The 22,009-nt window shown below is 65.9% G+C and carries 16 protein-coding genes and 1 tRNA gene; 9 read left to right on the top strand and 8 right to left on the bottom strand.

Annotated features, from left to right (window positions below; genetic code table 11):
• Positions 1 to 4: 4 nt before the first annotated feature.
• Positions 5 to 2,884 carry a 2-oxoglutarate dehydrogenase E1 component gene (locus tag T336_RS0117690; protein WP_026433551.1) on the bottom strand — a complete coding sequence of 960 codons (2,880 nt, stop codon included), beginning with the start codon at positions 2,882 to 2,884 and terminating at the stop codon, positions 5 to 7.
• 225 nt (positions 2,885 to 3,109) lie between these two features.
• Between T336_RS0117690 and T336_RS0117685 the strand changes: the two genes are divergently transcribed.
• Positions 3,110 to 4,162 (top strand): AI-2E family transporter, encoded by a 1,053-nt coding sequence (locus tag T336_RS0117685; RefSeq protein WP_019703153.1) that lies wholly within the window; start codon positions 3,110 to 3,112, stop codon positions 4,160 to 4,162.
• 75 nt (positions 4,163 to 4,237) lie between these two features.
• Positions 4,238 to 6,538, top strand: a complete 2,301-nt coding sequence (locus tag T336_RS0117680) for a diguanylate cyclase domain-containing protein (RefSeq protein ID WP_026433550.1) — start codon at positions 4,238 to 4,240, stop codon at positions 6,536 to 6,538.
• 67 nt (positions 6,539 to 6,605) lie between these two features.
• On the opposite strand, the gene T336_RS0117675 is transcribed toward T336_RS0117680, so the two are convergent.
• From T336_RS0117675 to T336_RS0117660, 4 genes are all read right to left on the bottom strand, one after another.
• Positions 6,606 to 8,303 carry an ABC transporter ATP-binding protein gene (locus T336_RS0117675; RefSeq protein WP_026433549.1) on the bottom strand — a complete coding sequence of 566 codons (1,698 nt, stop codon included), beginning with the start codon at positions 8,301 to 8,303 and terminating at the stop codon, positions 6,606 to 6,608.
• A gap of 163 nt (positions 8,304 to 8,466) precedes the next feature.
• Positions 8,467 to 9,558 (bottom strand): ABC transporter permease, encoded by a 1,092-nt coding sequence (locus T336_RS0117670; protein WP_026433548.1) that lies wholly within the window; start codon positions 9,556 to 9,558, stop codon positions 8,467 to 8,469.
• A 4-nt stretch (positions 9,559 to 9,562) separates the two neighbouring features.
• Positions 9,563 to 10,606 carry a microcin C ABC transporter permease YejB gene (locus tag T336_RS0117665; RefSeq protein WP_013594426.1) on the bottom strand — a complete coding sequence of 348 codons (1,044 nt, stop codon included), beginning with the start codon at positions 10,604 to 10,606 and terminating at the stop codon, positions 9,563 to 9,565.
• Positions 10,607 to 10,640: 34 nt separating this feature from the next.
• Positions 10,641 to 12,458, bottom strand: a complete 1,818-nt coding sequence (locus T336_RS0117660; RefSeq protein WP_026433547.1) for an extracellular solute-binding protein — start codon at positions 12,456 to 12,458, stop codon at positions 10,641 to 10,643.
• Positions 12,459 to 12,603: 145 nt separating this feature from the next.
• Between T336_RS0117660 and fabI the strand changes: the two genes are divergently transcribed.
• On the top strand, positions 12,604 to 13,401 hold the full coding sequence (gene fabI / locus T336_RS0117655) for an enoyl-ACP reductase FabI (protein WP_026433546.1): 798 nt from the start codon (positions 12,604 to 12,606) through the stop codon (positions 13,399 to 13,401).
• Between the two features lie 123 nt (positions 13,402 to 13,524).
• On the opposite strand, the gene T336_RS0117650 is transcribed toward fabI, so the two are convergent.
• The gene (locus T336_RS0117650; RefSeq protein WP_019703147.1) at positions 13,525 to 14,085 is read right to left on the bottom strand and encodes a fasciclin domain-containing protein; all 561 of its coding nucleotides are present in this window, start codon (positions 14,083 to 14,085) and stop codon (positions 13,525 to 13,527) included.
• A gap of 176 nt (positions 14,086 to 14,261) precedes the next feature.
• Positions 14,262 to 16,643 (bottom strand): arginine/lysine/ornithine decarboxylase, encoded by a 2,382-nt coding sequence (locus T336_RS0117645; protein WP_019703146.1) that lies wholly within the window; start codon positions 16,641 to 16,643, stop codon positions 14,262 to 14,264.
• Between the two features lie 154 nt (positions 16,644 to 16,797).
• Here T336_RS0117645 and T336_RS0117640 point away from each other — a divergent pair, with 154 nt between their 5' ends.
• The 6 genes from T336_RS0117640 to T336_RS26755 all read left to right on the top strand — a co-directional run bounded on the left by T336_RS0117640 (position 16,798) and on the right by T336_RS26755 (position 21,591).
• Positions 16,798 to 17,241, top strand: a complete 444-nt coding sequence (locus T336_RS0117640; protein ID WP_026433545.1) for an NfeD family protein — start codon at positions 16,798 to 16,800, stop codon at positions 17,239 to 17,241.
• 135 nt (positions 17,242 to 17,376) lie between these two features.
• Positions 17,377 to 18,291: an SPFH domain-containing protein gene (locus T336_RS0117635; RefSeq protein WP_013594420.1), complete on the top strand. Its 915-nt coding sequence runs from the start codon at positions 17,377 to 17,379 to the stop codon at positions 18,289 to 18,291.
• A 99-nt stretch (positions 18,292 to 18,390) separates the two neighbouring features.
• Positions 18,391 to 18,480, top strand: a tRNA-Ser gene (locus tag T336_RS0117630).
• Positions 18,481 to 19,227: 747 nt separating this feature from the next.
• Positions 19,228 to 20,085, top strand: coding sequence for a DUF4747 family protein (locus T336_RS0117625; RefSeq protein WP_035208238.1), 858 nt, complete (start codon positions 19,228 to 19,230; stop codon positions 20,083 to 20,085).
• A gap of 41 nt (positions 20,086 to 20,126) precedes the next feature.
• Positions 20,127 to 20,681, top strand: a complete 555-nt coding sequence (locus T336_RS26245; protein WP_244883981.1) for a hypothetical protein — start codon at positions 20,127 to 20,129, stop codon at positions 20,679 to 20,681.
• A gap of 76 nt (positions 20,682 to 20,757) precedes the next feature.
• Positions 20,758 to 21,591: a hypothetical protein gene (locus T336_RS26755; RefSeq protein ID WP_156957894.1), complete on the top strand. Its 834-nt coding sequence runs from the start codon at positions 20,758 to 20,760 to the stop codon at positions 21,589 to 21,591.
• Positions 21,592 to 21,672: 81 nt separating this feature from the next.
• Here the strand turns inward: T336_RS26755 and T336_RS0117615 are convergent.
• On the bottom strand, positions 21,673 to 22,009 hold a 337-nt coding region (locus tag T336_RS0117615; protein WP_026432237.1), incomplete at its 5' end, for a transposase.

Genomic DNA, 22,009 nt, shown 5'->3' with positions numbered 1-22,009 from the left:
GCGCTCACTTGGCGAGGACGAAGCCCTTGAGCTTGCCGAACGCGCCATCGACCAGCGCCTTCTGCTGCTCCTGGTGCAGGTGCGAGTAGCCCACGGCCGGCGATGCGGACGCCGCGCGGCCGGAGTAGCCCAGCTTCTGCCCGTCGAGCATGTTCTCGTGGATGTAGTGCTGCACGAAGAACCAGGCGCCCTGGTTCTGCGGCTCGTCCTGGCACCACACGATCTCGGTGGCATGCGGGTACTTCTTGATCTCGGTGGCGAAGGCCTTGTGCGGGAACGGATAGAGCTGTTCCACGCGCAGGATCGCGACGTCGTCGGCACCCTTTTCCTCGCGCTTCTTCACGAGGTCGTAGTACACCTTGCCCGAGCAGGCGATCACGCGCTTGACCTTGTCGGCCTTCTTGTCGATGGCATCGTTCTGCTCCGGGATCACGGTCTGGAAGCTGCCCTTCGTGAACTCGGACAGCGGCGAGGTCGCGTCCTTGTTCCGCAGCAGCGACTTCGGCGTCATGATGACCAGCGGCTTGCGCAGGTGGCGCACCATCTGGCGGCGCAGCACGTGGAAGATCTGGCTGGCCGTGGTGGGCTGCACGATCTGCATGTTGGCGTCCGCGGCCAGCTGCATGAAGCGCTCCAGGCGGGCGGAGCTGTGCTCGGGGCCCTGGCCTTCGTAGCCGTGCGGCAGCATCAGCGTGATGCCGTTCACGCGGCCCCACTTCACTTCGCCGGAAGCGATGAACTGGTCGATCACCACCTGAGCGCCGTTGGCGAAGTCGCCGAACTGCGCTTCCCAGATCACCAGGGTGTTCGGGTCGTTGGAGGCATAGCCGTACTCGAAGCCCAGCACCGCCTCTTCGGACAGGATGGAGTCGATCACGACGAACGGGGCCTGGTTCTCGCTGGCGTTCTGCAGCGGCACGTAGGTACCCTCGTTCCACTTCTCGCGGTTCTGGTCGTGGATCACGGCATGGCGGTGCGTGAACGTGCCGCGGCCGCAATCCTCGCCCGACAGGCGGACCGGGAAGCCGCTGGCCACGAGCGACGCGAAGGCCATGTGCTCGCCCATGCCCCAGTCCACGTTGACTTCCCCGCGGCCCATGGCAGCGCGGTCGTCATAGACCTTCTTGACCAGCGGATGCGGCGTGACGCCTTCCGGGATGGTCGTGATGCGCTCGGCCAGGCGCTTCCACTCGGTGAGAGGGATCGCGGTGTCGCCGGCATCCGTCCACTTCTTGCCCAGGAACGGGCTCCAGTCCACGGCGTACTTGCTCTTGAAGTTGGTCAGCACCGGATCGACCGTGTGCTTGCCGGCGTCCATGGCGGCGCGGTAGGCCTTGGACATGTCGTCGCCCAGCGTCTCGCCCAGGCCCTGCGTGGCCAGCTTGTCGGCGTAGAGGCGGCGCGTGCCGGGGTGCTGGCCGATTTTCTTGTACATCAGCGGCTGCGTGAGCGCCGGCGTGTCCTGCTCGTTGTGGCCCAGCTTGCGGTAGCAGATGATGTCCACCACCACGTCCTTCTTGAACTCCATGCGGAACTCGAGGGCCAGCTGCGTGGCGAGCACCACGGCTTCCGGATCGTCGCCGTTCACGTGCAGGACGGGCGATTCGATCATCTTGACCACATCCGTGCAGTACAGCGTGGAGCGGCTGTCGCGCGGGTCGGAGGTGGTGAAGCCGATCTGGTTGTTGATCACGATGTGCACCGTGCCGCCCGTGGAGTAGCCACGGGTCTGGGCCAGCGCCAGCGTTTCCTGGATGACGCCCTGGCCTGCGAAGGCCGCGTCGCCGTGCACCAGCACGGGCAGCACCTGCTGGCCGTGCGGGTCGCCGCGGCGGTCCATGCGGGCGCGCACCGAGCCTTCCACCACGGGGTTCACGATTTCCAGGTGGGAGGGGTTGAAGGCCAGCGACAGGTGGACCGGGCCGCCCGCGGTGGACACGTCGGAGCTGAAGCCCTGGTGGTACTTCACGTCGCCGGACGGCAGGTCTTCCGGGGCGGTGTGGTCGAACTCGGCGAACAGGTCCTTGGGCATCTTGCCCAGGGTGTTCACGAGCACGTTCAGGCGGCCGCGGTGGGCCATGCCGATCACGATTTCCTGCACGCCGCGCGAGCCGGCCGACTGGATCAGCTCGTCCATGGCGGCGATGAAGCTCTCGCCGCCTTCGAGCGAGAAGCGCTTCTGGCCGACGTACTTCGTGTGCAGGAAGCGCTCCAGGCCCTCGGCCGCGGTCAGGCGGTCGAGGATGTGCTTCTTCTTCTCGGCGTTGAAGCTGGGCTTGCTGCGGATGGTCTCGAGCTTTTCCTGCCACCAGCGCTTCTGGTTCTGGTCGGAGGCGTACATGTACTCGACGCCGATCGTGCCGCAGTACGTTTCGCGCAGCGCATTGATCAGCTCGCGCAGCGGCATCGATTCCTTGCCGAAGAAGGTGTTGCTGGTATTGAACACGGTCTCCTGGTCGGCATCGGTGAAGCCGTAGAAGGAGGGTTCCAGCTCGGGAATGGAGGGGCGCTCGGTGCGCTTCAGGGGATCGAGGTCGGCCCAGCGCTGGCCGACGTTGCGGTAGGCGGAGATGAGCTGCTGGACGGCGGTGCGCTTGCGGCCGAGTTCGGAATCGGCGCCGGTGGCCACCACGACCTGGGTGCCGCCCTGCTTGGCGCGCTCGGCGAAGGCGCTGATGACGGGCTGGTGGGGGACGTCCTTGGCGTTGGAGCCATCCACGGCGGGCACGTGCTGCAGCGCGTCGAAGTACTCGCGCCACGTGTCGGGCACGCTGCCCGGGTTGACGAGATAGCTCTCGTACATCTCTTCGACATAGGGCGCATTGCCGCCGAAGAGGTAGGTATTGCCCTGGTAGGCTTGATAGACGGACGTCGTCTCGCTCATTTCCGCTGACCTCCGCTTCCCTGGGGGAAGCATTAGCTGGTTGGTAAAACCTTCCGCGACACGGCTGAACCGGTTGGCGGATGCGACTGTGGCTCGGGGAAGGGCCTTGAATCTTGCGCCCACGATTGTGCCACCGATCGCAGGACAGCGCCTACACGGCCCTGTCCCACAGGGCGCGGCCGCCGCCGTCGCGTACATTTGCGCCAACTTCGCCACCGCCCTGCCATGAAGACCACCCTGCTGCAGAACCGAACTTTCATCGCCCTGCTGATCGCCGTCAGCCTGGCCTTCCTGGCCATCCTCTGGCCTTTCCACGGTGCGGTTTTCTGGGGAATCATCCTCGCGATCCTCTTCGCGCCCCTGCACCGCCGCCTGCTGCGGCTCATGCCCCGCCGGGCCAACCTCGCAGCGCTGTGCACCCTGTCGCTGTGCCTGCTGGTCGTCATCCTCCCGATGACGCTGATCACCCTCTCGCTGGTCCAGGAAGCCAGCCTGATCTATGAACGCATCCGCTCCGGGCAGCTGGATTTCACCGCCTATTTCCACCAGGTCATGCAGGCCATGCCGTCCTGGGCGATGCAGATCCTCGACCGGCTCAACCTGACCACCGCCTCCGAGCTGCAGGCGCGGCTGTCGTCCGTCACCGTGCAGGCCACGCAGTTCGTGGGCAGCAAGGCGATCGATTTCGGCCAGAACACGCTGCAGTTCGTGGTGAGCTTCGGCATCATGCTGTACCTGCTGTTCTTCCTGCTGCGCGACGGCCCGGCCCTGGCGGCTCGCATCCGGGAAGCCACGCCCCTGGACGAAGGCCACAAGCGCCAGCTCGCCACCAAGTTCACCACCGTGATCCGCGCCACCGTGAAGGGCAACATCGCGGTGGCCGCGGCGCAGGGTGCCCTGGGCGGCCTCGCCTTCTGGTTCCTGGGCATCCAGGCCCCCGTGCTCTGGGGCGTGCTCATGGCCTTCCTGTCGCTGCTGCCCGCCGTGGGCGCCGGGCTCATCTGGGCACCGGTGGCGATCTACCTGCTGGCCACCGGCGCCGTCTGGCAGGGCGCGGGCCTGGCGGCCTTCGGCATCGGGGTCATCGGCCTGGTGGACAACGTGCTGCGCCCGGTGCTCGTGGGCAAGGACACCAAGATGCCCGACTACATCGTGCTGATCTCCACGCTGGGCGGCATGTCCCTCTTCGGACTCACGGGCTTCGTGATCGGGCCGGTCATCGCGGCGCTGTTCATCGCCACCTGGGACCTGTTTGCGCCGCACACCCACGGGCGGTGACAATACGGGGGAGCCCGCAGCGCCGCGGGCCGCCCTCCCTGCCGTTTCCGCGCGGACCCGTGCCGCCCGCTGCACATGTCCCTGCGCCTGACTCCGCACTACCGAATGCTCCTGCTGTCCGTCGCGCTGTCGGTCGGCATCGGGGCGCTCTTCGCGCGGGCCATCCTGACCATCCGCGACGATGAATGGAACTACGCGCGCGACGCCAACGCGGCGCTCGCGCGCACGCTCGAGCAGAGCATCGGCCGCACGCTCGACAGTTTCGACCATTCGCTGTCCGGCGTGGTGGAAACCCTGGCCAGGCCGGACCTCGCCGGCCTGCCGCCGGACGTGCAGCACGCCATGCTGTTCGACCACTCGCTGCGCACCCGGGGCCTGGGTTCCGTGGCAGTGATAGACCCCGGGGGCAACGTGGTGGTGTCGGCCGGCGCCACGCCCGCGAAGAAGATGCCCAACCTGGCCGACCGGGACTATTTCCAGTTCCACATGCGGGAAAAGGACCGCGGCGTATACATCGGCCGGCCGATCCAGGGGCGGGTGACGGGCGAGTACAGCCTGGCGATGAGCCGCGCCTACTTCAACCGGGACGGCAGCTTCGGCGGCGTGGTCGTCGGCACGATCCGGCTGAGCTACTTCAACGAGCTTTTCGCATCGCTCGGCCTGGGCCCCCAGAGCCTGGCCGAGATCATCCGCACGGACGGCACCGAGATCTCGCGCTTTCCCGGGAACGCTCCAGGCATCGGACAGCCGGTGGCGACCCATCACCTCGAGCACCTCGCGCAGGGTCGCGAAGGGCACTTCACCGAACCGCAGGATGAGGCGCAGGACGGCATCTCCAGGCTCTACGCCTTCCGCCGGGTGGGTGACTATCCGCTCGTGGTGTCCGTGGCGCAGTCGGTGGAGAGCATCCTCTCGAAGTGGCAGCGCAACGCGGTGATCCTGGGGACCTTCGCCGCCCTGCTCATGGCCGCATGCATCGGCCTCGCCCTGCTGTTCGCACGCGAACTGGCACGCCGGCAGAACGTGGCGGCGCAGCTGCAGCGCGCGCAGCACGACATGCGCACCATCCTCGACAACCTGCCTTCGCTGGTTGCCTACTGGGACCGCGACCTGCGCAACCGCTTCGCCAACCAGGCCTACCTCGACTGGCTCGGCATGACCCAGGAAGAAATCCAGGGCCGGCCCATCGAGGACCTGCTGACCGCCGAGGCCTGCGAGGCAGCGCGGCCTTACCTGCAGCGTGCGCTGCAGGGCCGCAGGCAGGTATACGAGCGGTCGGTGCCGATATCGTCGGGCGAAGTGCGGCACATGATGGTGTCCTGCATTCCGGACATGGACGGAGCGCAGGCCCAGGGCATCTTCGTGCAGATCGACGACCTCACGGAACGCAAGCGCATGGAAGACCTGCTCTTCGAGGAGAAGGAACTGGTCCGCCTCACGCTGCAGTCCATCGGCGACGCCGTACTCTGCACGGATGCCTCGGGCCACGTGACCTACATCAATCCCGTGGCCGAGAAGATGACGGGCTGGCAGGCCTTCCACGCCGCCGGCCGGGACATCGACGAGGTCGCACCCCTCTACACTGCCAACGGCGTGCACGCGGAGCACCCGGCCCGCAGCGCGCTGTCCGGCGCGCAGGCCCTGCCGCCGGGGCGCGGCCTCGTGCTGTTCTGCCGCGACGGCCGCCGCATGGACGTGGAAAACAGCGTCAGCCCCATCACCGACCGGCACGGGCAGATCACCGGCGCGGTGATGGTGCTGCGGGACGTGACCGAGGCCATGGCGCTGGCGCGCCGCATGGCCCACCTGGCCCAGAACGACATGCTGACCGACCTGCCCAACCGCGTGCTGCTGCAGGACCGCGCCCAGCAGGCCATCGCCCAGGCGCGCCGCGACGGGCACGGCCTGGCCCTGATGTACATCGACCTCGACGGTTTCAAGCAGGTGAACGACACCCTGGGCCACGACGCCGGAGATCTGTTGCTGGTCCAGGTTGCGCGGCGCTTCACCAGCTGCGTGCGCCGCTCGGATACCGTGTGCCGCCAGGGCGGCGACGAGTTCATCGTGCTACTGCCCATCGTGGAGCATCCCGGGCAGGCATGCCACGTCGCCCGCAAGATCGTGGCCGCGTGCGATGCCCCCTTCGACCTGGGAGCAGAGTCGCGGCAGATCGGCCTCAGCGGCGGCATCGCCCTGTTTCCCCAGCACGGCTCCACGTTCGAGGAACTGGCCCGCAGTGCCGACGTGGCGCTCTACACCGCCAAGCGGGCCGGCAAGCAGCATTTCCGCATGTACGCGGGGCCCGAACAGGAACCCGAAGCGGTGCCGCCCGCAGCGCCCCCGTCCGTGCCGGCAACGCCCTCGGGCAGCGCATAGCCGCTCCGTTGAACGCCAGGCCACCCCGGCTCCAGCGCCAGGGGGCGTGCCACCGCGGCGCAGCAGCTCAGGCCGTGCCGCCCTCCCCTGCTGCCGCAACCAGCCGCTGCGTGTAGGGGTGCCGCGGCGCGTCGAGCACCTGGGCCATCCGGCCGGACTCGACCACATCGCCATCCTTCATGACGAGCACGTCATGCGCCATCGCGCGGATCACGGCCACGTCGTGGGTGATCAGCAGGTAGCTCAATCCGCGCTCCTTCTGCAGGCGCTGCAGCAGCACCAGCACCTGCTGCTGGATGGTCACGTCCAGCGCGCTCGTGGGCTCGTCGAGCACCAGCAGGCGCGGCTGCAGGATCAGCGCCCGCGCGATCGCGATCCGCTGGCGCTGGCCACCGGAAAATTCATGTGGATATCGCCCCAGCAGCCCCGGGAACTGCGCATGCGTCAGCCCCACGTCCGCCAGCGCCGCTTCCACGCGGGCGCGCCGCCCTGCCCCGCTTTCCTGCGGAGCATGCACCTGCAGGCCTTCCCCGACGATCTCTTCCACCGTGAGCCGGGGCGACAGCGACGAGAACGGATCCTGGAACACGACCTGCACGCTGCGGCGCAGCGCCTGGTTGGCCGCGCTGTTGCGCTGCACCGGCAGTTCCCACGCCCGGCCGGCGATCCGCAGTTCGCCGCGGAACGGCAGCAGGCCGAGCAGTGCCTGCGCGAGGGTGGACTTGCCGGACCCCGACTCGCCGACCACGCCCAGCGTGCGGCCGGGAAGGACCACCAGGTCGGCACCTTTCACCGCCACGAATTCGCCGCGCCGGAACCAGCCCCGCAGGCCGGGCAGCGGCGTGGCGTAGGCCACGCGCAGGCCCCTGGCGCTCGCGGCCGGCGGCTCCGCCAGCGCAGCGCCTGCGTCCGGCCCGGAGGCCGCGTCCGTCCCCACATCCTCGATGACATCGCGCCGCGGCACGCTGCCCAGCAGGCGCCGGGTGTAAGCATGGGCAGGCGCGGAAAACACCTCCGCCACGCTCCCCTGCTCCACGAGCACGCCGCGCTCCATCACCGCCACCCGGTCCGCGAAGCGCCGCACCAGGTTCAGATCGTGCGTGATGAGCAGCACCGCCATGCCGGTCTGGCGCTGCAGGTCCGAGAGCAGTTCCAGGATCTGGCCGCGCAGCGTCACGTCGAGCGCGGTGGTGGGCTCGTCCGCCAGCAGCAGGCGCGGCCGGCTGGCCAGTGCCATGGCGATCATCGCGCGCTGGCGCTGCCCCCCGGAGAGCTGGTGCGGGTAGGCGCCCGCGCGCCGCGCCGGCTCCGGCACGCCCGTCGCGGCCAGCAGTTCCACCGCCTGGACGGCGCTTTGCGCCCGCGACAGCCCCTGCTTGAGCTGCAGCACCTCGGCGATCTGCCGGCCCACGGGCATCAGCGGGTTCAATGCCGTCATCGGCTCCTGGAAGACCATCGCGATGTCGCCGCCGCGCAGGCCGCGCATCTCGCGCTCCGGCAACTCCAGCAGATCCCGAGCGGGCGCGCCGCCGCGCCCCTGCAGCAGGGCGCGGCCCGACACCTCCGCGTCCGCGGCCAGGCGCAGCAGGGACAGCGCCGTGATGGTCTTGCCCGAACCCGATTCGCCCACCAGCGCCAGCTTCTCGCCCGCGCCGATGTCGAAGTCCACGCCATGCACGACTGCCTTGCCGCCGAAGGCCACGCGCAGGTCCTCCACGCGCAGCAGCGGCGCATCGGAGGATGGAAGGGTAGTTGCAGTGCTCATGACTGGGTAGCTTTCTGCGCCCCAGCGTATCCCGTGGCGTGCAAACAGGGCGCGGCATCGGCCAGCAACCGCCGCGCAAGGGCCGCCCCGCCGCGCTGGCGGTGTCTCCCCTCCCGGCGCAGCCGAGAGAGGGCGGAAGGCGCGCAGCGACTCAGGGGGGTGCTCATTGCTTCCTCGGATCGAGCGCGTCGCGCAGCGCATCGCCCATGAAGGTCAGCAGCAGCAGGGTGCTCACCAGCACGGCGAACGTGAAGATGGAAATCCACCAGGCATCAATGTTGTTCTTGCCCTGGTTCAGCAGCTCGCCGAGCGACGGAGTGCCGGGCGGCACGCCCAGGCCGAGGAAGTCCAGCGACGTGAGCGAGAGGATGGCCGCGCTCATCCGGAACGGCAGGAAGGTGACGACCGGCGTCATGCTGTTGGGCAGGATGTGCCGCCAGATGATCTGCCGGTCGGGCACGCCCAGGGCGCGCGCGGCCTTCACGTAGTCCAGTTGCCGGTTGCGCAGGAACTCCGCGCGCACGTAGTCCGACAGCCCCATCCAGCCGAACAGGCTGAGCAGGATCAGCAGCAGAGCCAGGCTCGGGGAAAACAGCGCGCTGAAGATGATCAGCAGGTACAGCTCGGGCATCGAACCCCAGATCTCGATGAAGCGCTGGAAGGCCAGGTCCGTACGTCCTCCGAAGAACCCCTGGATCGCGCCCGTCACCAGCCCGAGCACCACGCCGGTGATGGTGAGCGCCAGCCCGAACAGCACGCTCACGCGGAAACCATAGAGCAGCTGCGCGAGCATGTCGCGGCCCCGGTCGTCCGTGCCCAGCCAGTTGTCGGCGGTGGGCGCGGAGGGGTTGGGCGACTTCGCGAAATAGTTCAGCGTGTTGGGCCCGTACCGGTTGATCGTGTAGAGCGCCCAGTTGCCGCCCGCGCTCAGGCGCTCCTGGATGAAGGGATCCAGGTAGTCAGTCGGCGTGTCGAAATCCCCGCCGAAGGTCGTCTCGGGGTAGGTCTTGAACAGCGGGAAATACGTCTGGCCTTCGTAGTGCACGATGAGCGGCTTGTCGTTGCTCACCAGTTCTGCCGCCAGGCTGATGGCCACCAGCACGCAGAAGACCACGAGGCTCCAGAACCCCAGCCGGTTGCGCTTGAAGCGCAACCACGCGCGGCGGGAAGGTGAAAGCGACACCGGCGCGGGTGGCGGTGTCGCCACGGACGGCATGGCGGCCGGAGCGGAAAGGTCGGGGGATGGAATACTCATGCGCTCAGTCGAACTTCACGCGGGGATCGACCCACACATAGCAAAGATCGCTGACGAGCTTGGTGACCAGCCCGATCAGCGTGAACAGGTAGAGCGTGCCCAGCACCACGGGGTAGTCGCGGCGGATCACGCTCTCGTAGCTGAGCAGCCCCAGGCCGTCGAGCGAGAACAGCGTCTCGATCAGCAGCGAGCCCGTGAAGAACGCGCCGATGAACGCGGCAGGAAAGCCCGTGATGATGGGAATCAGCGCGTTGCGGAACACGTGCTTCCAGAGCACCTGCCTTTCCGACAGGCCCTTGGCGCGCGCCGTGAGCACGTACTGCTTGCGGATCTCCTCGAGGAAGGCGTTCTTGGTCAGCATCGCCGTCACCGCGAAGCTGCCCGCCACCATCGCCGTCACCGGCAGCGTGATGTGCCAGAGGTAGTCCACGATGCGCGCGCCCCAATCCATCTGCTCCCAGTTGGACGACACCAGCCCGCGCAGCGGGAACCACTGCAACTGGCCGCCGAAGACCACCAGCAGGGCCACACCCAGCACGAAGCCCGGGATCGCATAGCCCACCAGGACGAGCAGCGTGGTCACGAGGTCGAAGCGCGAACCCGCACGCACCGCCTTGGCCACGCCCAGTGGCACCGCCACCAGGTAGCTGATGAAGAAGGTCCACAGCCCGAGGCTGATGGAGACCGGCAGCTTTTCCTTCACCAGCGCCCACACCTCCTTGTTCTGGAAAAAGCTCCGTCCCAGGTCGAAGCGGGCGAACTGCCCCAGCATCTGGAAGAACCGCTCGTGCGCCGGCTTGTCGAAGCCATACAGCGCCTTGATCTGCTCCAGCCGCTTCGGGTCCACGCCCTGGTCGCCGCGGTAGCGCATGCCGCCCGACTCCAGCCCGCCGGCCGCCCCGCCCTTGCCCGCCGCGGTGCGGGCCTCCGCCAGGTACTGCTCCACCGGCCCCCCGGGCACGAACTGGATGACGACGAAGGTGAGCAGCAGCACGCCCAGCAGCGTGGGCAGCATCAACAGGAGACGTTTGGCGATGTAGGCGAGCATGGGGCGGGATCGGTCCTTTGCGCTGCCGGCCCGCTCAGGGCTCCAGGCTCCACCAGGAAAACATCGCCCACTCCTCGGCCTTCGCATAAGGCGGCATGGGCGCGTGGTAGGCCAGGCGCTGCTGGTTGTACACGATGCGGTGCGCCGACAGCAGCCACTGCGGGATGAGGTAGTGGCTGTGCATGATCACGCGGTCCAGCGCGCGGCAGGCGGGCAGCAGTTCGGCCTTGGATTTCGCCCGCGTCAGCGCGGTCGCCAGCGCATCGACCGCCGGGCTCTTCACGCCCGCATGGTTGCTGCTGCCCTCCACGTCGGCGCGCTGGCTGCCGAACAGCTCCAGCATGTCCTGCCCCGGGTTGTAGGTGCCGGGGTAAGCCAGGGTGATCATGTCGAAATCGAACTTGTCCAGCCGCTGCAGGTACAGCGCGAAGTCCACCGAGGTGAAGCGCAGGGTGATGCCCAGCTTCTCGAGGTTGCGCATCCAGGGGGTCACCGTGCGCGCGCCGACCTCCTTGCTGTCGAGGTAGTCGATCACCATGGGCTCGCCCTTCGCGTTGCGCAGCGCGCCGTCGCGGTAGGTCCATCCGGCGTCGGCCAGCAACTGGCGGGCGCGGCGCAGGTTGTCGCGCAGAGAATGCCCCTCCCCTTCGGTGGACGGCGGCGTGTACATCGGTCCAAACACGCTGTCCGGCACCTTGCCGCGCCACGGCTCCAGCAGGGCCAGTTCCTCCGGTCCCGGCGTGCCGGTGGCCTGGCAGTCGGTGTTGCCGAACAGGTCCACCACCCGCGGGTAGCCGCCGTAGAACATCTGCCGGTTCATCCAGTCGTAGTCGAGCGCCAGCCCCAGCGCCTCGCGCACCCGCGGGTCCTTGAGCATCGGCCGCCGCGTGTTGAGCACGTAGCTCTGGAATCCCGCCGGCAACCGGTGCTTGAGCTCCGTCTTCACCAGCACGCCCTGCCGGAACAGCTTGCCGTCGATGCGGCGCGCCCAGTCACCGGCCGAATACACGGTCATGAAGTCGAACTCGCCGGCCTTCACGGCCTCCAGCCGGGCGGTATTGTCCTTGTAGATCTTGACCGTGATGCGGTCGAAGTTGAAGGCGCCCCGGTTCACGTTCAGGTCGCGGCCCCAGTACTGCGGATCGCGCACGTAGGTGATGTCGCGGCCGAACGCCACCGGGCCGATGCGGTATGGACCGCTGCCGATGGGAATGTCGGTCACGATCTCGTCGAACCGCTTCACCTTGCCGTCCGCCTGGCGCCCCCAGGCGCGGCTGAAGATCGGCAGGCCGCCCACGGTGAGCGGCAACTCGCGGTTGGGGTGCTTGAAGCGGAAGCGCACCGTGCGCCGGTCAATCACGTCGGCCCCCGCCACCTCCTGCAGCAGCGTCGCGTAGCTCGGCGACGCATGGGGCCCGACCAGGGTCTCGTAGGTGTACTTCACGTCGGCGGCCTCGACCGGGCTGCCGTCGTGGAATCGCGCCTCGGCCCGCAGGCGGAACGTGGCGCTGAGCCGGTCCTCGGACACCTGCACGTCCTCGGCCAGCAGCCCGTAGCCCGAGGCCGTCTCGTCCATGGAACCCGTGAGGAGGCTCTCGAACAGCAGGTCCGACAGGTAGGCCGGCGGCGAGCCTTTCATCGTGAACGGGTTGTACTTGTCGAAGGTGGAATAGCGCAGGTTGCTCACCATGCGCAACTCGCCGCCCTTCGGTGCTTCGGGATTGACGTAGTCGAAATGGGCGAAACCCACCGGGTACTTGAGGTCGTCCCACAGCGCATACCCATGCGCGGCCCAGGCCGGTGCCGCGCACAGCCAGCTTCCCCAGAGCAGACAGATCTTCCAGAACCGCATGCGACAATTCTGCACTACGGTGGCGGGCCGTCCACGCCTGCCGGGGATTTTCCCGGCCGGGTGCCCGGCCGCCGCATCTTTCCGCCACGGGCCGCGCCGCGCCCCTCCGGCATTCCACCCCTACCGCATTCACTGGAGAACAACAATGGGTTTCCTGACCGGCAAGAAGCTGCTCATCACCGGCGTGCTGTCCAACCGTTCCATCGCCTACGGCATCGCCAAGGCCTGCCACGCACAGGGCGCCGAGCTGGCCTTCAGCTACGTGGGCGAACGCTTCAAGGACCGCATCACCGACTTCGCGGCCGAGTTCGACTCCAGGCTGGTCTTCGACTGCGACGTGGCGAGCGACGAGCAGATCGAGCGCATGTTCGCCGACCTGTCCGCCACCTGGCCGAAGTTCGACGGCTTCGTGCACAGCATCGGCTTCGCGCCGCGTGAAGCCATCGCTGGCGACTTCCTCGAAGGCCTCTCGCGCGAATCCTTCCGCATCGCGCACGACATCAGCGCCTACAGCTTCCCCGCCATGGCCAAGGCCGCCCTGCCCTACCTGAACGACAGGGCCGCCGTGCTCACCCTGAGCTACCTGGGCGCCCTGCGCGCGGTGCCCAACTACAACACCATGGGCCTGGCCAAGGCCAGCCTGGAAGCCAGCGTGCGCTACCTGGCCGAATCGCTGGGCCCCAAGGGCATGCGCGCCAACGGCATCAGCGCCGGCCCCATCAAGACCCTGGCCGCCAGCGGCATCAAGGACTTCGGCAAGCTGCTGGGCACCGTGGCCGACGCCTCGCCCCTGCGCCGCAACGTGACCATCGAGGACGTGGGCAATGCCGCGGCCTTCCTGCTGTCCGACCTCGCCAGCGGCGTGACGGCGGAAATCATGTACGTGGACGGCGGCTTCAGCCAGACCGGCGGCATCAGCCGCGACAGCGCCAACCTGGCCTGACCGCCGGGCCGCATCGGCACGCCGGCAAGGGCCGGGCCGATGTCCCCGCGAGAAAAGCCGCAAGGTTCCCCGTAGGGGGCCCTTGCGGCTTTTTGCGCATCCAGGCCTCCTGCGGATCTGCTGTCACTGGGGCAGCAGCACCTTGTCCACGACGTGGATCACCCCGTTGGATTGGTAGACATCGGGGATGGTGACGGTGGACGTGCCGCCCTTTTCATCCGTCAGCGCGATCGACGAACCGCTGGCCCTGGCCGTCAGCGTGCCGCCGGCCACGGTCTTCAGGCTGGCCGAGCCCTTGCCATCCGCGATCATCTTCGACAGCGCGGCCGCATCGATCTTGCCCGGCACGACGTGGTAGGTCAGCACCTTGGTCAGCGTGGCCTTGTTTTCCGGCTTCAGCAGCGTATCGACCGTGCCGGCCGGCAGCGCGGCGAAGGCCGCGTTGGTGGGCGCGAACACCGTGAACGGCCCCGGGCCCTTGAGCGTATCCACCAGGCCCGCGGCCTTCACGGCAGCGACCAGCGTGGTGTGATCTTTCGAATTCACCGCGTTGTCGATGATGTCCTTGGTGGGGAACATCGGCGCGCCACCGACGGTCACCTGAGCGAGGGCAGGCATGGCGGCTGCAGACAGGGCGAGGGTGAGGCTGGCGGCGGCGAGGCGGGCATTCAGGCGGAAGGTCATGGAAGTCTCCGTTGGATCATGGGGGTGGACCGCCGCCCGACGATTCGTGCGGCTGCACACTCATACGGGCCACGGGGCCGCCTGGATTCAGCGCCACGGCCGCTCCACGCAAAAAAACCCGGAGGCGCTTGCGCGCCACCGGGTTTCCAGGGCCGATGCGGCCTGCCTCGCGGCGGTCAGACCTTCCGGCCGAACGGTCCGTCGCTGCCCACCTGCACGATGTCCTCGGCCTGGGGCGCATCCTTGCGGCCGCCGCGGCGGCCCGGCTTGGGCTGCTCCACCCGCGTCACGCAGTCGGCGTAGTAGCGCACGTGGCCGTTGTCGTCCTCGATTTCCACCAGGCCGTGGATGTCGGTCTCGAAGCCCGGGCAGAGCTTGGCGAACTCGCGCGCGAACTTGAGGTAGTCCACGATCTTCTTGTTGAAGACCTCGCCCGGGATCAGCAGCGGGATGCCCGGCGGGTACGGCGTGATCAGGCTGGTGGTGATGCGGCCTTCCAGGTGGTCGATCTCCACGCGCTCGGTCTTGCGGTGCGCGATGTGCGCATAGGCGTCGCTGGGCTTCATCGCCGGCGTCAGGTCCGACAGGTACATCTCGGTCGTCAGCCGCGCGATGTCGTACTTGGCATAGAGCGCGTGCACGTGCTGGCACAGGTCCTTCAGGCCCATGCGCTCGTAGCGCTTGTGCTGCTGGCAGAACTCCGGAAGGATGCGCCACATCGGCTGGTTCTTCTCGTAGTCGTCCTTGAACTGCTGCAGCGCGGCCAGCAGCGTGTTCCAGCGGCCCTTGGTGATGCCGATGGTGAACATGATGAAGAAGCTGTAGAGCCCCGTCTTCTCCACCACCACGCCGTGCTCGGCCAGGTACTTGGTCACGATGGACGCGGGAATGCCGGTCTTGTCGAACTTGCCGTCCAGGTTCAGCCCGGGCGTGACGATGGTGGACTTGATCGGGTCCAGCATGTTGAAGCCATCGGCCAACTGGCCGAAGCCATGCCACTTGCTGCCGTTCTTCTTGCCCTTGCCGTCGCTGCGGATGATCCAGTCCTCGGCGCGGCCCACGCCCTCGTCGGCCATCTTCTCGGGGCCCCAGACCTTGAACCACCAGTCGTCCTTGCCGAACTCCTCTTCCACCTTGCGCATGGCGCGGCGGAAGTCCAGGGCTTCGAGCAGGCTTTCTTCCACGAGGGCCGTGCCGCCGGGCGGCTCCATCATGGCCGCGGCCACGTCGCAGCTGGCGATGATGCTGTACTGCGGGCTGGTCGAGGTATGCATCAGGTACGCCTCGTTGAAGAGCGGGCGGTCCAGCTTCACCGTCTGCGAATCCTGCACCAGCACGTGGCTCGCCTGGCTGATGCCGGCCAGCAGCTTGTGGATGGACTGCGTCGCATACACCACGGAATGCTTCGGGCGCGCACGCTTCTTGCCCATGGCGTGGTAGCTGCCGTAGAACGGGTGGAATGCCGCATGCGGCAGCCAGGCCTCGTCGAAGTGCAGGTTGTCCACGTAGCCGTCCATCATCGATTTGATGGTCTCGGTGTTGTAGAGCACGCCGTCGTAGGTCGATTGCGTGATCGTCATCACGCGCGGCTTCACCGTCGTGGCGTCCACGCCCTTGAGCAGCGGGTTGGCGCGGATCTTCGCCTGGATCGCGTCCCTCTCGAACTCGGCCTGCGGGATCGGGCCGATGATGCCGAAGTGGTTGCGCGTGGGCTTCAGGAACACGGGGATCGCCCCGGTCATGATGATCGAGTGCAGGATGGACTTGTGGCAGTTGCGATCCACCACCACCACGTCGCCCGGCGCCACCGTGTGGTGCCACACCATCTTGTTCGAGGTGCTCGTGCCGTTGGTCACGAAGAAGCAGTGGTCGGCGTTGAAGATGCGCGCCGCGTTGCGCTCGGATTCGCCGATGGCCCCGTTGTGGTCCAGCAGCTGGCCCAGTTCCTCCACGGCGTTGCACACGTCCGCACGCAGCATGTTCTCGCCGAAGAACTGGTGGAACATCTGGCCCACGGGACTCTTGAGGAAGGCCACGCCGCCGGAATGGCCCGGGCAGTGCCAGGAGTACGAGCCGTCTTCCGCATAGTCCAGCAGTGCCTTGAAGAACGGCGGCTGCACGCTCTCCAGGTAGCTCTTGGCCTCGCGGATGATGTGCTTGGCCACGAACTCCGGCGTGTCCTCGAACATGTGGATGAAGCCGTGCAGCTCGCGCAGGATATCGTTGGGCAGGTGGCGCGCGGTCTTGGTCTCGCCGTGCACGTAGATCGGCACGTCGGCGTTCTTGCGGCGCACCTGGGTGATGAAGTTGCGCAGGCTCAGCACGATCGGGTCCAGCCCCGAGCCCAGCGTGAACTCCTCGTCGTCGATCGACAGGATGAAGGCGCTCGCCCGGCTCTGCTGCTGCGCGAACTGCGACAGGTCACCGTAGCTCGTCACGCCGAGCACCTCGAACCCCTCGGCCTCGATCGCCTGCGCTAGGGCCCGGATACCCAGGCCCGAAGTGTTCTCGGAACGGTAGTCCTCGTCGATGATGACGATGGGAAAGCGGAATTTCATGCACAGCCTCCGAGCAAGCGGGCCCAAAAAACGAAATAGGCGCGAAGTGTAAGGAATAACGATGTCATCCCTTTGAAGACATCGGCATTTGACCCAGAATGGACGGGAAAGCACCGGCTCCGCCGGGCACGGACACGCGAGGAGGACACCCGTGATGCAGCATTCCACCCTATGGTGGCTGATGGCCGGCGCCATGGTCGCCGCCGAACTCGTGACGGGCACCTTCTACCTGCTCATGCTGGCCGTCGGCCTCGTGGCCGGCGCACTGGCGGCCCACGCCGGCCTGCCGATCACCACGCAGCTCGTGGCAGCCGCCTGCGTGGGCGCGGGCGGCGTCATCGCCTGCCACCAGTTGCGCCGCCGCCGCATGGCCGCCGTGCAGCCCGCCGCGAGCAACCGCGACGTGAACCTCGACGTCGGCGAAACCGTGCAGGTGCCTGCATGGAACCCTGACGGCACGGCCCAGGTGCGCTACCGCGGCGCGCAGTGGACGGTGGTGCTGCGCAGCGGCCCGGCGGGCGCGGCCACCGCCCTGCCCGGCACCTACCGCGTGGCGGAGGTGGTCGGGAACCGGCTGGTGGTGGACGCGGCCGCCTGAGCGGCGCGCGCCACGCCCTCCGGCCCGGCCACGCGGCCGCATTGCCGCCCTGCGCTTTTTTCCTTCCGCCTGCGCCCCGGCGCAGGGTTCCTTCAATCCCCTTCCCCGCCCGGCTCCAGGGCAGCAAAGGACTCCATGGAAATCGCCCTCATCCTCTTCGTCATCGCCGGCATCTTCGTCGCACGCTCCATCAAGGTCGTGCCCCAGCAGAACGCCTGGGTCAAGGAGCGGCTGGGCAAGTACGCCGGCACGCTCACGCCCGGGCTCAACTTCCTGGTGCCCTTCGTCGATCGCGTCGCCTACAAGCACAGCCTCAAGGAAATCCCGCTGGATGTCCCCAGCCAGGTCTGCATCACGCGCGACAACACCCAGCTGCAGGTGGACGGCATCCTCTACTTCCAGGTCACCGACCCCATGCGCGCGAGCTACGGATCGAGCAACTACATCATGGCCGTCACGCAGCTCGCACAGACGTCCCTGCGCAGCGTGATCGGCAAGCTGGAGCTCGACAAGACCTTCGAGGAACGCGACATGATCAACGCCCAGGTGGTCGCCGCCATCGACGAGGCAGCCCTCAACTGGGGCGTGAAGGTGCTGCGCTACGAGATCAAGGACCTGACGCCACCCAACGAAATCCTGCGCGCCATGCAGCAGCAGATCACCGCAGAGCGCGAGAAGCGCGCACTCATCGCCGCATCCGAAGGCCGCCGCCAGGAGCAGATCAACATCGCCACCGGCGAGCGCGAGGCCTTCATCGCCCGCTCCGAAGGCGAGAAGCAGGCGCAGATCAACAACGCCCAGGGCGAGGCCGCCTCCATCACCGCCGTGGCCGAGGCCACCGCCCAGGCCATCGAGCGCGTGGCCGCCGCCATCCGCCAGCCCGGCGGCGAACAGGCCGTGCAGCTCAAGGTGGCGGAGCGCGCCGTGGACGCCTACAGCCGCGTGGCCGCGGACGCCACCACCACCCTGGTCGTGCCCAGCAACATGACCGAGGTCTCCACCCTCATCACCTCCGCGATGAAGATGGTGCAGGGCGCGCAACGGCCCTGAGCGCGGACCGTGGGGCAGGCGGTGCCCCGGCTGCCCGAAAAAATTCCTGCACCAGTTCGCGGGAAGCTACCGGAATCACTGCTATACTTGCGGGCTTCCGGAGAGGTGGATGAGCGGTTTAAGTCGCACGCCTGGAAAGCGTGTGTGGGCTAATCCCCACCGCGGGTTCGAATCCCGCCCTCTCCGCCATACAAAGCTCGTAAGTGCTTGGTTGCTAAGGGAATTTAAAATTTTTAGCAGTTAGCACTTAACAAAGCAAATATCAAAAGCCGCAGCGAGCAATCGTTGCGGCTTTTGTCTTTTCAGGTCTGCTCCAAGCTCCATCACGCTGAGCCATCGCAGTCTGTGCAGGGCTGCAAAGTTTTTCAGTGCTCGATCTGCGAATTAGCCCCGTGGTACGGTTAAAAATCCGTTGCTCCAAGTCATTGCGTAGCGAACGGTATCCACTCGCACAGCAGCGCCCTCGTCGACAGGGTTGATTTGTCCGCCCCTCGCTGATTGCCAAGTCTCTGACCGCCTCCGGTCGTGGAAGCCTGCACTGCTGTGCGCTTCTCATTTCTACACAGGAGCACGCCACATGGCAATTCGACGCACGAAAACCAAGCAGGAGAAGGGGCACACGGTATTCATCCCCTGCGCAAAGTCCTCGCGTTGTCCGGTCAAGGCGCTGGAGAAGTGGCTGGCGCTCAGTGGGATCGAGCGGGGGCCGGTGTTCCGGCCGATCAACTGTCATGACCAGATTACCAGCGGCAGGGAACTGACGCCGCAGTCGGTGGCCCTGGTGCTCAAGGGTGTTACGAGCCATGTTAAGAGCGCGGAGGCCGCGAAGTCAGTGGCGGGGCATAGCTTGCGTTCGGGCTACTGCACGGAGGCGGCCAGCTCATCTTGGACTACCATTGGCCCCTCAGTTTGTAGAAACAATCAGGGGGAGACTATATGGCTCAGGGTCGCAGGATCACCCTTGCGGCGCTCAACATTGCGCTGCATGCACCACATCCCACGGATCGGTACATCGAATTGATCCAGAAGGCGTTCCGTCGCCGCTCCATCATTCGACTGGGATCATTGCATGGCGCAATGCTTGGGACATTGAGCAAGCCTCGTGGACAAGGCCGAGATATCTATCTGTCGGGCGACATATATCGCTTCGTGAAGTTGAATGCCGCCGAGCCCTGGTTCAACTCGGAAACGAAGGAGCCTGCGACCGAAGATGAAATCGAGGCCATCAGAATTCCTGGGCATCTCCTGCCGCACTTGCAGAGCATCCCCTTTGTCTTCAACGCGCGTCGGCACCAACTCTGGTACGTTGCCAAGGATCAAAAGAACTCGTTCGCCCCCCCCATTGCGGCGAAATTCCTCGAATCGATCTTGCAAAGCACGGCATTGGAATTCGACTTCCCCGAGATTTCCGTAACGGCCGTGCCGGAGTCGTCATCGGTTGACGACATATTGGGGCTCCCCGGTTTGGAGTACCTGAGGATTGAGCTTGTTCGTCCCAACCCAGATGATGGCGAAAGCGCAGAGGCTCGATGGTTGCGCAAGCTAGAGGAGCAGAGGACCACTAAGGCAAGGCTTGAGCTGTTCCACGCCAAGAACGCCGTGGTTGAGCCGGACGAGGAGACTAGGGAGATGGCCGAGGTCGCGGCAACCAACGGATCGGTATATGGCCGAGGGCGAACTTCCGACGGGTTGCCAGTAGAAGATTCGACGAAGGCACGTCCCATGCTGCGCCATGAATACGTCAACACGGAGGTTGAAACCGTGGCTGACGTTCTTCAGCGCTCCGCTGCATAGCTCAGCTGAGGCGTCGCATGACTTCACAATCAGACACCATCATGAGGCGCTACTGGAGCGCCTATGGTGGTTGGCGCGCTGTGTGGCGCTCACGTTACCTGCATGCCGCGTTGGCAATCACACCTTTTTGCTGGGGCTCATGGAGTGAGCCACTTTGGTGGGATACCGTCATCAGTGTGCTGCCGAATCTGCTTGGTTTCACACTCGGGGGCTTTGCAATCTTCGTAGGGTTCGGCGATGAACGGTTCAAGGCTTCGCTGGCCGCGCCGGAGGATAACCCTAAGCAGCCTACCGTCTATCGAGAACTGTGCGCGACTTTCGTGCACTTCATTTTTGTGCAAGTGATAGCGTTGCTCCTAGCCCTAATTTCAAGGGGCATGTGGTTCAAAGCCCCTCTGCCAGAGCAACTCCTCTCCGTTCTCCCCGTGATAAATGCTATCTGGGGCGCTGCATGCTATGCGGTGTTCCTGTATGCCATAACATCCGTTATGGCAATTGGTTTGCATGTGTTCCGTATTGCGACCATGTACGAGATGCATCAGCGGCTAACCACGCCCTGGGATCAAAACAAGCAAGGTGACCAACAAGGGCAATGACTGCCCCCATTTAAATCGTTGATGACAGGGCTCGCATAAGCCAGCCCTGCACATTTGCAGTAGCAGTGGAGGACGGATGGATCGTGATTTGAAAGAGCGTTTTGAGCGCCTATTTAATCAGCTTCAGGACAAAGAGTGGACGGACAGGTTCAGTAACCGCCGGGTGCGTGATGAAGTGAGTTGGTGGCTGCGTCAATTAGAACGATGGCTGGATAACGGCACCCATTGGCCGCTATCAGAGGATATCGGGTGTAGCCCCTGGCACAACCTTCACCGTCTCGAAGCGAAAGTCGATGAGCTGTTGCGTAGACCCGTTCGCTGCAATATGCCAAGTGAGGTCGGTCAGCAACTTCCGAATTTCATGACGAGCTTGACAGCAATCAACGATGGCAATCTAGCCGTTGCCAGGACCAAGTTCAGGGCACACCAGTCGGCGTGGCTTGTGGATGCCGAGCGGTGCGTGATTGCTGACCCGTACATCTTTCATCCTGGCAGTGAGGTGGCGGCGGACTATGCGGCAGGAATTGCTGAGATTGTTGGCGGGGCCGCACGTCGTGTCGATTTCTACTTTTCTGCGCTGCCTGATCGCTACAGAGCACCCGTCGCGGCTCTTGTTCATGCCGCCCTGCAGGCAAACTATCAAGGCTCATCGGGAACTCGGCAGTTCACGTTCTACGACTGCCGTGACATGCACGACCGTGTTTGGCTCCGCCACACTTCTATCGCGAACGACCCCCCGTACGTTGGATGGAAAGCGCGGGTGGTTGGCGCTTCGGTGAATGGCGTGCGCAAACGGCCAACCTACGTCGTAGACATGGACGACAACGATGCCAACGATTACGCCAAATACTTGAAGAACATCCGGGATTCGTTGAGCGCGAGTGGGATCACGCTGGTGCCACCGCCTTGAGACGATTGCCTTCACTAGGCGCCTCGAGTCGGCAGCCGCTGTCCGGCGTACGGTGACTGTGGCGTCGGTGTAAGAACGTGTTCAAAGTCTCCTGATCAGGAGAACCAGGAACGCTAGGTGGACGAACTGCAAGCTGGTGTTGAGCCATCGCTCGCAGTTCTTCCACAGCCTCCTGTTCTTCTCCAACCAGGCAAAACTGCGCTCTACGATCCAGCGCCTGGGCATGACCTTGAACGTGCGCAGCTCGTTTCGCTTGGCGATCTGCACCGTCACATGCCCACCCAGGATCTCCTGTACACCTTGCGCGAACGGCTTGCCCACGTAGCCGCTGTCGCACAGCAGGCTTCGCACTTGACCCAACGCGGGCTTGCAGCGCTGCAGCGCCTGCAAGGCGCCCTTGCGGTCCGTCACATCGGCC

It is taken from the genome of Paracidovorax oryzae ATCC 19882, assembly GCF_000687165.1.
Taxonomy (GTDB): Bacteria; Pseudomonadota; Gammaproteobacteria; order Burkholderiales; family Burkholderiaceae_C; genus Paracidovorax; species Paracidovorax oryzae.
This window is presented reverse-complemented; position numbering and strand designations above follow the sequence as displayed.